Source organism: Streptomyces sp., from assembly GCF_031178505.1.
GTDB classification, from domain to species: domain Bacteria; phylum Actinomycetota; class Actinomycetes; order Streptomycetales; family Streptomycetaceae; genus Streptomyces; species Streptomyces gulbargensis.
In genome coordinates, this window is record NZ_JAPSIW010000108.1 from 1 (window position 1) to 13,329 (window position 13,329).

Annotated in this window: 13 protein-coding genes; 7 read left to right on the forward strand and 6 right to left on the reverse strand. The window is 75.0% G+C overall.

The genetic code is table 11. The features are described from left to right. Nucleotides 1–361 precede the first annotated feature (361 nt). Complete coding sequence (locus RIF68_RS10790; RefSeq protein ID WP_309050951.1) at nucleotides 362–1,237, forward strand: alpha/beta hydrolase; 876 nt, start codon at nucleotides 362–364, stop codon at nucleotides 1,235–1,237. A 25-nt stretch (nucleotides 1,238–1,262) separates the two neighbouring features. Here RIF68_RS10790 and RIF68_RS10795 read toward each other — a convergent pair whose 3' ends face one another. Continuing rightward, nucleotides 1,263–2,258 carry a M23 family metallopeptidase gene (locus RIF68_RS10795; RefSeq protein WP_309050952.1) on the reverse strand — a complete coding sequence of 332 codons (996 nt, stop codon included), beginning with the start codon at nucleotides 2,256–2,258 and terminating at the stop codon, nucleotides 1,263–1,265. A 68-nt stretch (nucleotides 2,259–2,326) separates the two neighbouring features. After that, on the reverse strand, nucleotides 2,327–3,439 hold the full coding sequence (locus RIF68_RS10800) for an SPFH domain-containing protein (protein WP_309050953.1): 1,113 nt from the start codon (nucleotides 3,437–3,439) through the stop codon (nucleotides 2,327–2,329). Nucleotides 3,440–3,661: 222 nt separating this feature from the next. Here RIF68_RS10800 and RIF68_RS10805 point away from each other — a divergent pair, with 222 nt between their 5' ends. Both RIF68_RS10805 and RIF68_RS10810 read left to right on the forward strand, forming a co-directional pair. After that, nucleotides 3,662–5,095, forward strand: coding sequence for a WGR domain-containing protein (locus RIF68_RS10805; RefSeq protein WP_309050954.1), 1,434 nt, complete (start codon nucleotides 3,662–3,664; stop codon nucleotides 5,093–5,095). Then, nucleotides 5,092–5,571 carry a hypothetical protein gene (locus RIF68_RS10810; protein WP_309050955.1) on the forward strand — a complete coding sequence of 160 codons (480 nt, stop codon included), beginning with the start codon at nucleotides 5,092–5,094 and terminating at the stop codon, nucleotides 5,569–5,571. Before RIF68_RS10805 ends, RIF68_RS10810 begins: the two co-directional genes overlap by 4 nt. A gap of 21 nt (nucleotides 5,572–5,592) precedes the next feature. On the opposite strand, the gene RIF68_RS10815 is transcribed toward RIF68_RS10810, so the two are convergent. Beyond that, nucleotides 5,593–6,015 (reverse strand): DUF350 domain-containing protein, encoded by a 423-nt coding sequence (locus tag RIF68_RS10815; protein WP_309050956.1) that lies wholly within the window; start codon nucleotides 6,013–6,015, stop codon nucleotides 5,593–5,595. Nucleotides 6,016–6,284: 269 nt separating this feature from the next. On the opposite strand from RIF68_RS10815, the gene RIF68_RS10820 reads away from it, so the two are divergent. Continuing rightward, nucleotides 6,285–6,824, forward strand: a complete 540-nt coding sequence (locus tag RIF68_RS10820; RefSeq protein ID WP_309050963.1) for a DoxX family membrane protein — start codon at nucleotides 6,285–6,287, stop codon at nucleotides 6,822–6,824. Between the two features lie 145 nt (nucleotides 6,825–6,969). Then, nucleotides 6,970–7,884, forward strand: coding sequence for a glucose-6-phosphate dehydrogenase assembly protein OpcA (gene opcA / locus RIF68_RS10825; protein ID WP_309050957.1), 915 nt, complete (start codon nucleotides 6,970–6,972; stop codon nucleotides 7,882–7,884). Between the two features lie 39 nt (nucleotides 7,885–7,923). Here opcA and RIF68_RS10830 read toward each other — a convergent pair whose 3' ends face one another. Beyond that, complete coding sequence (locus tag RIF68_RS10830; protein WP_309050958.1) at nucleotides 7,924–8,694, reverse strand: class I SAM-dependent methyltransferase; 771 nt, start codon at nucleotides 8,692–8,694, stop codon at nucleotides 7,924–7,926. Nucleotides 8,695–8,724: 30 nt separating this feature from the next. Beyond that, the gene (locus tag RIF68_RS10835) at nucleotides 8,725–9,951 is read right to left on the reverse strand and encodes a cytochrome P450 (RefSeq protein ID WP_309050959.1); all 1,227 of its coding nucleotides are present in this window, start codon (nucleotides 9,949–9,951) and stop codon (nucleotides 8,725–8,727) included. Between the two features lie 207 nt (nucleotides 9,952–10,158). On the opposite strand from RIF68_RS10835, the gene RIF68_RS10840 reads away from it, so the two are divergent. Then, nucleotides 10,159–11,349, forward strand: a complete 1,191-nt coding sequence (locus tag RIF68_RS10840; protein WP_309050960.1) for a cytochrome P450 — start codon at nucleotides 10,159–10,161, stop codon at nucleotides 11,347–11,349. A gap of 236 nt (nucleotides 11,350–11,585) precedes the next feature. Here RIF68_RS10840 and RIF68_RS10845 read toward each other — a convergent pair whose 3' ends face one another. Next, nucleotides 11,586–12,575 carry an acetylxylan esterase gene (locus tag RIF68_RS10845; RefSeq protein WP_309050961.1) on the reverse strand — a complete coding sequence of 330 codons (990 nt, stop codon included), beginning with the start codon at nucleotides 12,573–12,575 and terminating at the stop codon, nucleotides 11,586–11,588. Nucleotides 12,576–12,961: 386 nt separating this feature from the next. On the opposite strand from RIF68_RS10845, the gene RIF68_RS10850 reads away from it, so the two are divergent. After that, the gene (locus RIF68_RS10850; protein ID WP_309050962.1) at nucleotides 12,962–13,243 is read left to right on the forward strand and encodes a hypothetical protein; all 282 of its coding nucleotides are present in this window, start codon (nucleotides 12,962–12,964) and stop codon (nucleotides 13,241–13,243) included. Nucleotides 13,244–13,329: the final 86 nt, after the last annotated feature.

Below are 13,329 nucleotides of genomic sequence, written 5' to 3' on the forward strand. Positions count from 1 at the left end.
CTCGGTGTGCCAGAGGGAGGCCAGGACGAGCCCCGCGTCGGGGCGGGTGAGGTCGGGACGTGCGTCCGGCCGCAGGCCGGTGTCGGTGAGGTTCATGAAGGAAGCGTCCGACCTCAACCACGGTCGATGTCAAGCCCCGACCCGGTTTTTCCGTATCTGCGCCTCCGGGAGACGCGCGCACGGCGCAGGCGCCCGCACCCCGGGCGCACCGCACCCCGCCTGAGACGGGGATCACGCCCCCACGGGGCTGCCCGCCCCGGCGGCGCCCCTTACGGTGGCGGCCACCGGGTCCCGGCAGGCCCGGCGCCCGGCGGGGAGACCGCCCCGGTCGCGGCAGGCACGCAGGCAGTCGGGAGCCGTCATGTTCACCTACACGTCACAGGACGGCGCGGTCCTCCACGTGCACACCTGGCTCCCGGCCGGTCCGCCGCGAGGCATCGTGCAGATCGCGCACGGGATGGGCGAGCACGCCGGCCGTTACGCCCCGCTCGCCGGACACCTCGTCGGGCGCGGCTACGCCGTCTACGCCGCCGACCACCGGGGGCACGGTCGTTCCGCGCACGCCGCGCTCGGGCACCTGGGCGAGGACGGATGGAACCTGCTGGTCGCGGACATGGCCGCCCTCACCCGGATCGCGCGGGAGCGCCACCCCGGCGCCCCGGTGGTCCTCCTCGGGCACAGCATGGGGTCCTTCGCCGCCCAGCAGTACCTGCTCGACCATCCCGGTCTCGTCGACGGCGTCGCCCTGTCCGGCACGACGGCCGTGGACCGCCTCCTCGCCGGTCTCGCGTCGGCCGCCCGGAAGGCCGCCGAGGAGGGGAGCGGCGCGCGCGGCGGCGCCTTCGACGCCTTCAACGCCGGCTTCACGCCCCGGCGTACGCCGGCGGACTGGCTCAGCCGCGACGAGCGGCAGGTCGACGCCTACCTCGCCGATCCGCTGTGCGGCTTCACGGTCGACGACCGGGGCATGGCCGACATGGGCGCCGCCGCCGCACGGCTCGCCGTCCCCGCCGGCATCCCGGCCGGGCTGCCGCTCCACGTCCTCGCCGGCGACCGCGACCCCCTCAACGCCGGTCTCACCCTCACCGATCTGCTGGTCTCCCGCTACCGTGCGGCCGGCCTGACCGACGTCACCTACCGCGCCTACCCCGGCGCCCGCCACGAGGTGCTCAACGAGACCAACCGGGACGAGGTGGTCGCCGACCTCACCGCCTGGATCGAGCGCGTGACGGGCTGAGCGGCCCCCGACCGTGCTGCCGCCGTCAGACCGGTACGCCGTGCCTCCGCAGATACGCCAGCGGGTTCACGTCCGAGCCGAAGCGCGGGCCGGTCCGCACCTCGAAGTGCAGATGAGGACCCGTCACCCGGCCCGTCGCCCCCGACCGCGCGACGCGCTGCCCGGCGGCGACGTACTGCCCGGGGGAGACGTCGACACGGGAGAGGTGGGCGTACTGCGTCCAGTGGCCGTCCGGGTGGCGGATCACCACCTGGTAGCCGTACGCGCCGCCGTACCCGGCCGTCACCACCCGCCCCGGCCCCACCGCGCGGACCGGCGTGCCCGAGGGCACCGCGAAGTCCTGCCCCGTGTGGTACCCCTTCGACCACGCACCGGGCTGCCCGTAGGAGGCGGTGAGGACGTACGGCGCGACGGGCGCCGACCATCCTCGGCCCTGCCCGGACCGCGGGGGAGTCACCGGCGTCGCCGGCTTCCGCCGGTGTCCCGGCCGCGGTTCCGGCTTCGGCCCCGGCTCCGGACGGGCCCCGGGGCCTCCCCCCGAAAGGCCGGTCCGCTGTTCGTACGTGTCCCGGTGCGCGGTCCAGTACCAGTGGCCGCGCGACCGGTACCAGTAGACGCGGTCCCGCGCGTCCCATCCCGCCCGGCCCCGGAAGACCGGCTCGCCGGGCCGGCCCGCACCGGTCGTGGGCGCGGGGTGCCCGGGCGCGGGCGTGCCCGTCCGCCGGAGGTACGTGGCGTGGTGGGCGGTCCAGCGCCACGCACCGGCCGCGTCGCGGAACCAGTACCGGGAGCCGTCCCAGCCGGCGTGCGCCGGGGCGGGTTCGGCCGCCGCGGTTCCGGCGCAGGCGCCGGCGAGGGCGATGGCCCCGGCGGCCACGACGACGGCGCGGCGCACCCCGCGCAGGCCGCCACCGGCCCCGTACCGGCTCCCCGGCGCGCCGGGCCCCCGGCCGGGCACGGCGGCGCAGCCCGGACACGCGCAGTCGGCGGACATCTCCTCGGTGAACACGGGAACGTCCATGGTCCTCGTCACTCCTCGTCTCTCCTTGTCGGTCCTTGTCGTTCCGCGTCGCCCTGCGCCGGTCCCGCTCACTGCCGGGGCTGTTCGGGCAGGGCTCCCCGCCGGGTGCAGAAGGCCACGGTCAGGTCCTTGACCAGGGCCTGGCGTTCGAAGTCGTCGAGTTCGACCAGCCCGCGGGCGGTCAGCCGCGTCACCGTGTCGTCCACGGCGTCGATCACACCGGTGAGGACCAGGTCGCGGTGCTTCGCGTCGAGCGCGGCGATCTGCCGCCGCCGCATCGCGGCCGCCACCTCGGGCGCGTACTCGACGCGGACCGGCTGCGCGGAGAAGACGGTGATCCCGACCGGCCGGCACTCGGCGGAGAGCAGACGGGTCAGCGCGTCGCCGACGGCCTCCGTGTCCCGCAGGGACGGCGTGTCGCCCCGGAAGGCGTCCGCGGGCAGGCGGGACAGCACGCGCGCGGTGGCCGCCTCCACCTGCTCCCGCAGATAGGTGACATGGTCGTCCACGGCGAACGTCGCGCGGGCCGTGTCCCGTACCGACCACACCACCAGGACCACCGCCCGCAGCGCCGAACCCTCGGCGTCCACCACGGCGATCGGTTCGCTGCGCCAGTGCCGCAGCCGCACGTCGATCCGGCGCCGGAGGACGAACGGGCTCATCCAGAGCAGACCGGTACGGCGCACGCTGCCCCGGTAGCGGCCGAACAGGGAGAGCACCCAGGCGGAACCGGTCCGCCCCCGGGTCAGACCGCCGAGGGCGACGACGGCGACGGCCGCGCAGCCGGCCGGTGCGGCCCACTCCCACGGCGCCGTGCGGCCGCTCGGCGGCGGGCCCGCCCGCCACAGGAGGAACGCCGCGCCGGCGAGGGCGGCCAGGGCGGCGAGGAGGGCCACCCAGCCCGGCAGGGACCGGCCCGGACGCTCGGTCAGGTCCGGATCGGAGGGCGGCGGGCGGCGGGGGAGGCCCGCGGGGAGGGCGGCCGGAGCCGTCGCCCGGGGCAGGGGCGCGGTGGCGCCCGTACGGTTCGCACCGTCCGTGCCGCCGCTGTGCGTCCCGGCGGTCGCCCGCGCGCGGACCGTGCCGTCGCCGGGGTCCGCACGGAAGAGGTCGTCCATCGGTATGCCGTCCGGGTGCGGGCGCACCCGTACGGGCAGGGGCCGCTTCTGTCTCTCGGTCATGAGGGCCCTTCCGGCCGCCCGGGAGGTGACGGCTCGTCGGATGATCTTCGAAGGCCATCGTCACAGCCGTGCGTGTCCGCGATGCCGCGACGGAAGTCCTGAATGTCCGGGTCTTTGGTCCCCCGGCCCCGCCGGGCCCGCTCTCCCGCACCCGGGCGGCGGCTCCGCGGCCGCGGGCTCGCCGGCCGCCCGTTGTCAGTGGCTCCCCTTAGCGTTCCTCCCATGACGACGACCTATCTGGAGCTGTCGCAGGACGGCGGCGGTGCCCACAAGTTCTACGAAGTGACCGTCGAGGACCTCGCGGTGTCGGTCCGTTACGGCCGGATCGGCACGGCCGGGCAGACGCAGCGGTCCACCTTCCCGACGCACGAGAAGGCCCGGGCCGCCGCGGCGAAGAAGATAGGGGAGAAGGTCCGCAAGGGGTACGCCCCCGCCGTGCGCGGACAGCGCGCCGCGCGGCCCGTCACCCGCCGTGAGGTCACCTCGGCGCCCTCCACCGCCCGCGCCGTCGCCCCGGTCCTCTGGCGGTTCCGCACCGGCTCCGCCGCCTTCGGCATCCATGTCGACGAGGAGCGCTGCTGGGTGGGCAACCAGGCCGGCGACGTGTTCACGCTCGACCGCTCCGGAGAGGTCCAGGCCCGGTTCAGCCTGCCGGACGGCGTCAAGTGCCTGGTGGCGGACGACTTCTGGATCTACGCGGGCTGTGACGACGGCAAGGTCTACGACCTGTCGTCCAAGCTTCCCTTCGCCGCCTACGACATCGCCACCGACGTCGACATCTTCTGGCTCGACATCCACGAGGGCGTCCTGCACGTCGCCGACCGCTCGGGCCGGCTCACCGTGATCGACCACGAGGACGAGCACCAGTGGGCGCGGGGCGGGCGCGGCGAGCACGCCTGGATGATCCGCGCCGACTCCGACGCCGTCTACCACGGCGACTCGCAGGGCGTCGCGGCCCACGCGCCGGACGGCGGTGGCGAGCTGTGGCACACCACCACCGACGGCGGGGTCCTCTTCGGCTGGCAGGAGGACACCTCGGTGTACGCGGGCACGGCCCGCAGGAAGGTGCAGCGCCTCGCGAAGAAGGACGGCCGGGTCGAGGCCGTGTACGCCTGCGACAGCCCCGTCTACTCGTGCGCGACCTCGCCCGGCGGACGGTTCGTCTTCGCGGGCGACTCCTCCTCGTCGGTCTACTGCTTCGCGGAGGACGGCACCCGGCTCTGGAAGCTGGGCACCGGCGGTGGTTCGGCGCTCTCCATGCAGTACCGCGACGAGCGGCTGTACCTGGTCACCACCGACGGTTCCCTGGTGTGCGTGGACGCGAGCGAAGCGGCGATCCAGGCCGCCCAGCAGGGCACCGTGCCGGTGGCCCGGGACATCAAGCTCGCCGCCGCCCTGCCCACGTACCAGCCGGCGACGACGGCCTCGGCCGTCACCGCCGTCCGCGACGCCCCGGCCGGCGCGATCGTCGTCGAGTGCGTCCAGGAATTCGGCCGGACCCGGGTCCGGGTCGTCTCCGAGGGGTACGAGTCCACGTGGAACGTGCAGTTCCCGAGGGCCATCCGGGAACCGGGCGCCCGCTACGTGGTCGACGCGCTGCACCCGGCGGCGGGCGGCTTCTACCGCGTCCGGGGTGACATCCGGCGGCTGCTGTGACCGAACGGCCGGAGAAGGGCGCCTTCGATGCGGCCACGGGCGACGGGCCGCCGCCGCCCCCGGACGGGGCGGAGCAGCGGTCGCGTGAGGTCCGCGCCGCCCTCGACGGCCTGCTCGGGATCAGACGGCTGACCAACCCGCCGGGCGGCGGCGACCCCACCGCCGTCCCGGCCGTGTGGGAGCGGCGGCAGCCGGTCCGCGCGGTGTCCCTGGCCCTGGAGGCCGGCGGTGTCACGCCCTCGGCGGTGGACGCCTCGGGGGCACGCACCGCCACCGGCTACCGGGTGCGGGCCGGCGAACGGCCGGGGACCGCCGTGGTGGAGTGGCTCGGCCCGCCCGGCGGGGGAGCGGCGGGGCAGGAGGCCTCCGCCCTGGAGGGCTGCGTCCCCGTGCTCGAACGGCTCGGCTGGGAGGCCCTGCTCTACCGGGGGCCGCGCGGCCGCCGCTTCCTGGAGGTCGAGCCGGTCACCCGGTAGCGGCGCCGTCGCGGCGGGCCGTCAGGCGATGGAGGCGGAGACGATCGCCGAGACCGCGAGGTTGCAGGAGGCGGTCACCCACACCGCCGGGTGCGGTTCCGGTTCGACCAGCGTGGCGCCGAGCCGGCCGGGCGTCACGAGGTCGACCACCAGGAACGCCACGGCCATCATCACCAGGCCGAGCAGCCCGAACGCGGCCGTGGAGAGAAGGCCCTTGCCGAAGTTGTCGTACGTCGTCCAGATCGAGGTGAAGACGATGCCGCCGATGCCGAGGAGGGCCGAACTCAGCAGGACGGAGGCGTTGCGGTTGCGCTCCTCCCAGATCTGCCGTCCGAGCTTGCCCGGGGTGAGCAGGTCCACCAGGACGATGCCGAGGATCAGCAGCACCACGCCGAGGGCGCCGTAGGCGGTGGCCCGGCCGAGGCCGTTGACGATGTCGGTCATGGAATGCCGGCTCCGGAAGAGATAGCGATCAGGAAAGATCGGCGGTCGAGGACCGGCAAAATGTAGCGCACAGGTCAAGAGCGCCCCACGGCCCGCCCGGGAACGGCAGCCAGGTGTCCGGGCGGCCGGGCCGGGGCCCCGGGACGGCGGGCCCTCGGTGAAACCTGACACGTATGGAGCAGCCGGGCGGGTGTCAGAGCGGCGGGGTCCGGCGCCGGGGCGGAGAGTGGACGGCGTACGTGTCCCCCTCCCCGCACCTGGAGAACGCCATGGCCCACCCCAACCGACGCGACCTCGGGCTGCTTGTGCTGCGGGTCGGCACCGGCGCCGTACTCGCCGCGCACGGCACGCAGAAGCTGTTCGGCTGGTTCGGCGGCGGTGGCATCGAGGGCACCACGCACGCGATGGAGGCCATGGGCTTCTCCCCGGGCCGCCAGAGCGCCGTCGCGGCGGGCCTCGGCGAGGCGGGCGGCGGCGCGCTGCTCGCCCTGGGCCTCGCCACCCCGGCGGCCGGTGCGGCCGCGGCCGGTGCCATGGCGGGCGCGGTCGCCGTCCACGCCCCGGCCGGTTTCTTCGCCCAGGGCGGCGGCTACGAGTACCCCGCCTTCCTCGGCTTCACCGCCGCCGCCATCGGTATCGCCGGAGCCGGCCGCTACTCCCTGGACCATGCCACCGGGCACGTACTCGACCGCCCCTGGGTGGTGGCCACCGCCTTCATCGGCACCGCGCTCGCCGCCGCCGCGGTCGTCGGCCGCCGGGCCCAGGTCCGGTCGGCCGACGACGAGGCCGCGGACGCGGAACCCGTCTGACCCGGACCCCGCACCGGCCGGGACCCTCGCGTCCCGGCCGGGCGCTCGTCCGGAAACCGCCCCGGCCGGCCCGGCGGGGCGGCCCGCAACGCGCCCGCCCTCCCGGCGGGTTAGGCTCGCCGCAGAGGAAGGGACGGGCGCGGGCATGAAGATCGATCTCACGGACACCAACGCCAGCAAGATCAACAAAGCGATCCTCCAGGGCCGCCGGGCCGTCGGCACCCCCGCCGTCGGCGTCGTCCTCACCCTGGTGATCGTCACCGACGAGGAGAACGCCTACGACGCGGTCAAGGCCGCCAACGAGGCATCCAAGGAACACCCCTCGCGCATCCTCGTGGTCATCAAGCGCCACGCCCGATCCCCCCGGGAGCGGGCGGAGGCCCGCCTCGACGCCGAGGTCAGACTCGGCACCGACGCCGGCTCCGGCGAGACCGTGCTCCTGCGCCTCCACGGTGAACTCGGCGCCCGCGCCGACTCCGTGGTGCTGCCCCTGCTCCTGCCCGACGCGCCCGTGGTCGTCTGGTGGCCGGTCGACGCCCCCGACAACCCCTCCCGCGACCCGCTCGGCGCGCTCGCCCAGCGCCGCATCACCGACATGTACGCCGTCGAGGACCCGCTGACCGCGCTGGAGACGCGCGCCGCCTCGTACGCCCCCGGCGACACCGACCTCGCCTGGACCCGGCTCACGCCCTGGCGTTCCATGCTGGCCGCCGCGCTGGACCAGGCCCGCGCGACGGTGACCTCCGCCGCGGTCGAGAGCGAGGCGGAGAACCCGAGCGCCGAACTCCTCGCCCGCTGGTTCGAGGAACGCCTCGGCGTCCCCGTCGAACGGGTCATCAGCGAGGGGCCCGTGATCACGGCCGTGCGCATGGGCACCCCCGACGGCGAGATCCGCATCGACCGCCCCGAAGGCCCGGTGGCCCGGCTGGCGATCCCCGGCCAGCCGAGCCGCGTGCTCGCCCTCAAGGTGCGCACCACCGCCGAGCTGATCGCCGAGGAACTCCGCCACCTGGACCCGGACGACGCCTACGCCGCCGCCCTGCGCCGACCGCTGCCCTGAGTGCCTGCTCCGCCGGTGCCGCACCCCCGGCCGGGCCGTTCAGCTCTCCTTCCGGAACACCATGACGAAGTCCGCCGCCTCCCGCACCCGGGGGCGGTCGGGGTCCGGGAGGGCCAGAAGCCGCTCGCGGGTCTCCGCGAGGAGACGTTCGGCCGCCGGCCCCGTGACCGGCCAGGCGCCCGTGAACAGGCCGCGCGCGAGGGAAGCGGCCATGGAGCGGGGAGTCACCCGGAAGGTGGTGGGGCGCTGCGAGGCGGTGCCCTCCAGGACCAGCCCGTTCGACGCCGCCACCGGCGCGAGGGTCTCCGGGTCGTCGCGGCGCGTCCGTTCCGGATCGAGCCGGTCCTCCAGCGCGTCGACGAGCCGTCCGATGTCGTCCGAGGGGCGCACGCCACCCGCCGGAATCACCAGCCACCGGCCACCGGGCCGCAGCACTCTCGCCACCTCGGAGAACACGGCGCGGCGGTCGGGCCCGGCGTGCAGGAGCCAGGTCGAGACCGCCTGACCGACCACCCCGTCCCGCACGGGCAGCCGGCCGGCGTCCGCCACCGCCACCCGGTCGCCCAGCCGCGCCCGGGCGCGGGCGAGCATGCCGGGGGAGAGGTCGAGTCCGTGCACGCGGTGCCCCCGGGCGGCCAGTTCGGCGGCCACGATGCCGGTGCCGACCCCGATGTCGAGCACCGGAAGCGCCGGGTCGAGCAGCGGCGCCAGCTGCCCGGCGAACCCCGCCGCCCGTGCCGTACCGCCGCGCGACTCGTCGTACCCGGGTGCGATCGCGTCGAACTCCGCCGTGCCGGAGGACGCTCCCATGGCCTGCTCCCTCTCTCGCCGGAACCTTGATCAGGCCTGCGGTGTGAAGACCACGGGCAGGGTCGCCATGCCGCGCAGGATGCCCTCGCGCCGGCTGAGGTCGGCGCCGGGGTCCGCGAGCCGCAGGTCGGGGAGACGCCGCAGCAGGGTCCCGATGGCGACACGGGCCTCCGCCCGGGCCAGCGGCGCGCCCAGGCAGAAATGCACACCATGGCCGAAAGCGAGCTGTTGCGGGACCTCCCGGCGTGCCACGTCGAGAAGGTCGGGACGGTCGTAGCGGGCCGGGTCGCGGTTGGCCGCGGCCAGACCGATGATGATCATCTCGCCGGCGGGCACGGTGACCCCGCCGATCTCGTACGGATCGACGGTGAAGCGGGCCACGCCCCGGCTCACCGGCCCCTCGTAGCGCAGGAGTTCCTCGATCGCGCCGGGCAGCAGCGACGGGTCGTCCCGCAGCGCCGCGCACTGCTCCGGATGGCGCAGGAGGGCGTGGACGCCGTTGGCGATGAGGCCGGCCGTGGTCTCGTGCCCGGCGAGCGTGAGCAGCACGGCCATGGCGGTCAGCTCACGGTCGCTGATGCGGGCCTCGGACTGGGCGGCGCACAGGGCGCTCAGCAGGTCGTCCTGCGGCTCCTTCTTGCGCCGGGCGATCAACGGCTCGAAGAACTGCGTGAGTTCCGCCCGGGCCCGGGCTCCCTTGGCGAGCCGCTCGGGCGTGTTCGGCGGCATGATGAGGCCGACGGCGAGACGGGCGAAGTCCGGTTGCCCCTCGGCGGGGATGCCGATGAGCTCGCTGAGGACCGCCATCGGCAGCGGCAGGGCGAACTCGGCGACGAGGTCGGCGGTCCCCCGCCCCGCGAAGGCGTCGAGGAAGGCGTCGGTGTGGGCCTGGATCCGGGGTGCCAGCTGCTCGACGCGCCGCGCGGTGAAGGCCTTGGAGACGAGGTTCCGCAGCCGTGTGTGGTCCTCGCCGTCGGCGACGAGCATGCTGGCCATCAGGACGTTGGTGCGCTCCTGGTGGGCCATCTCCTCCTCCAGGCCGGAGACCCCGACGGGGCTGCTGCTGAGCCGGGGGTCGGTGAGCGCGGCCACGGCCTCGTCGTAGCCCGTCACCATCCAGACCTCAAGGGTCGGATTCAGCCGTACCCGCTGCACCGCGCCATGCTCGCGGATGCGCTCGAACAGCGGGTAGGGGTCGGGCTGTTGGGCTACGTTCACCGGCACGTCGTGCACAATCGCCTGGTCCTGACCGGTCATCTTCCGCAACTCCCCGAAGCAAGGTGAAAGATCTGAGGCAGGTAGTCATACCAGCCGGGGAAGTTGCGTGGTAGCGTCACCGGCGCCCGGCTCGGACGACGTACCAGCGGGACGCTCTCGCCCACCGGCGACCAGGCGTCGCGTTCGCTCAACTTGGAAGCAACGACGGCCTCACCAAGGCCTCATGCGCGCAGGGGGAGACGTTTCGTGGATCAAGCGGCCGCTGTCGACCCACTCCTGGACCTGGCCCGTCCCGAGGTGCTCCGGGACCCGTATCCCGCCTACGCGCGGATGCGCGCCGACCGCCCCGTCTTCTGGCACGAGCCGCTCGGCTCCTGGGTGCTCACCCGGCACGCGGACTGCCTCGCCGTCCTCACCGACAGCGCCCGCTTCGCCTCCGACTGGCGCCGGGCGGGCGAGGACGTCCCCGCGCCGCTGCTGAGCGTGCAGACCCTCGACCCGCCGGAGCACACCGCCGTACGGCACCTCCTGCTCGACGGCTTCCGCGTCCAGGACCGCGACGCCCTGCACGACACGCTGGAGCACCGCACGCGCGACCTGCTGGCCACGCTGGCCCGGCGCCCCTCCTTCGACCTGGTCGGGGAGCTCGCGGAGCCCCTCGCCCTCGGCTTCGTCACCGAGTTCCTCGGTGTGCCCCCGCCCGCGCTCGACTGGTTCGTGCCCATGTCCCGTACCGTCGTCGACGGCATGGACGCCGGGCTCTGGCCGGAGAAGCACGAGCCCGCGGTCGAGGCCCGGGCCCAGCTGGCCGCGTACGCCGGCGGCTGGCTCGCCGATCCGCCGGAGAGCGGCCTCATCGCCCACGTCGCCGCGCACGCCGCGGACAGCGGCGTTGCGGAAACGGTTCTGCGGAACAGTCTGCGCGCCGTCCTCCACGCCGGGTACGAATCGGCCTCCCGGCTCCTCGGCAACGCCGCCGCCGCGCTCCTCACCACACCCGGCGCGCTCGACGCCTTCCGGGCGACCCCCGGCCCGGCCGTGGACGAACTCATCCGGTACGACGCGCCCGTCCAGGGCGACGCCCGGGTCTGCGTCACCGACACCGAACTGGGCGGCGTCACCATCGGCGCGGGTGACCCGGTCACGCTCCTCCTGGGCGCCGCCAACCACGACCCGCTCCGCTTCGACCGCCCCTTCGAACTGCGGCTGGACCGCGCCCCGAACCCGCACCTGGGGTTCGGACGCGGGGCCCACGCCTGTCTGGGCGCCTCCCTCGCCATCCGGCTCGCCGGCACGGTCCTCGGGACCCTGGCCGGGGAGCACCCGGACGCACGGGCGGTCGCGGAACCGGTCCACCGGCGCAATCTGACCCTCCGCGGTCTCGACCGCTTCGAGGTCAGCCTGCGCCCACGGGAGAGGGAGGAGGGGCGACCATGAAGTACTGGCACTGAGCTGACGAGCCGTTGAGCCGATGAGCGCGGTGCCCGTCCTGACGGCGGGCACCCGCCGCTCGCCCGCCGCGCCTCACGCGTCGGGCACCCCACCGGGCCGGCCACCGCCACCCGCGGGCCACCCGGCCCACGCGGCGCCGCGCCTTCGCGAGAGGCCTCGACGCGTCCCGTACGCCCCGCCCCCGGAGGCCTCGGCAGGCTCCGCCCCGCGTGGGACGCCGGTCACCGCCCGGCGCGCGGCCGGCCGCGCAGCCGCTCCGGCAGCCAGCGCAGCTGCGCCGCCTGCTGGAACGGGCCGCCGCCCTCGTGGTCGTTGAAGTCGTAGACCTCGATCGCCTTGTCCGGCTCCGCGTACGCGTTGAACGCGGCGAACACCGTCGACGGCGGGCACGTCTGGTCCTCCAACGCGGTCGAGAACAGCGCCGGCGCCGTCGCCCGCGCCGCGAAGTGCACACCGTCGAAGTACGACAGGGTGGTCCGCACCCGCTCGACCCGGCCCCGGTGCGTCTTGAGGTAATCGCCGATCTCCCGGTAGGGCGCCCGGTCGGTCACGGTCATGGCCCGGGGGAAGTCGCAGAGGAACGGTACGTCCGGCGCCACCGCCGCCAGGTCCGGTACCAGCCCGGCCACGGCCACGGTGATGCCGCCGCCCTGGCTCACCCCCGTCACCGCCGTCCGTGCCGCGTCCACCAGCGGATGGGACCGGGCGGCCTCCACCGCCCGGACGGCGTCCGTGTAGAGCCGCCGGTAGAAGTACGTGGACGGATCCTCGATCCCGCGCGTCATGAAGCCGGGGAACGAGGGCCCGCTGCCCACCGGGTCGGCCGTGTCACCGGGAGCCCAACCGCTGCCCTGGCCACGGGTGTCCATCACGAAGTGCGCGAACCCGGCCGAGGCCCACAGGAGATGCGTGTGGGGGAGGCTGCGCCCGCCCCCGTAACCGATGAACTCCACGACCACCGGCAGGGGTTCGGTGGTGCCGGCGGGAAGCACGAGCCACCCCTTCACGGGGTGGCCGCCGAAACCGGCGAAGGTGACGTCGTACGTCTGCACCGTCGTCAGGCCCGTCGTGACGGGCTCGAACCGCGCGTCCAGCGCGTGGCCGCGCGCCTCGTCCAGCGTCCGTGTCCAGAACGCGTCGAAGTCCCCGGGCTCCCGGGACGCGCTGCGCCAGGCGCGGAGTTCACCGAGGGGAAGATCGAACCAGGTCATGAAACCGCCCTGTCGTGAAGGTCGCGTTCGAAATGTCGACCGGTCGCTTCCGGCCTGGCTCACCCTAATGGGCGATCATCGCCGGGCCACCTGCTTCCGCTCCCCGCCATGACGCCGTCTCCCGTCTCTTTCCCGCGCCCGCGCCCCCGGGCCCGCGAGGAGACGCGGTCCCGCCCTCCGGCGCGACGGCCCGGCCCCGTGCGGCGGCGTCGCACCCTCCCGAGCGCGCCCAGGGGCCCGCCCCACCGGCCGCCGTCACCCACGCCGACGGGCCGGAGGGCGTGTCCCGCCGCGCCGGACGGCCGCGCGGCGCACTCCGTGGCATCCTCGGACGACTGCGCCCGGGCCCCGCCCACGGGCCCCGTCGTCCTGCGCGGAGGGACACCATGCTCATCAGCCACGCCGTTCGCCACGACGTCCTGCACGTCGCCCTCGCCCGCGACCTCGACGTCACCAACCGCGCCGCGGCGGCCCTCCAGATCCAGGCCCTCGTCCACTCGCACCGCCCGGCCCGGGTCGTCATCGACCTGCCCAGCGCCGACCCGACCCCGGCCACCCTCAGCGCCCTCGCCCGCGCCCAGCGCATGTGCGCCGGCCTCGGCATCCCGATCTCCCTCCCCGGAGCCAGCCCCCGCACCGCCCGCCTCCTCGCCGTCAACGGCGCCTGACGGAGCAGCCCGAGGGGTGCCGGAGTGATCAGACGAACACTGCCCTCGCCACCCCCCTCGTTGTAGGCTGAGGAGAATGCCCTTGA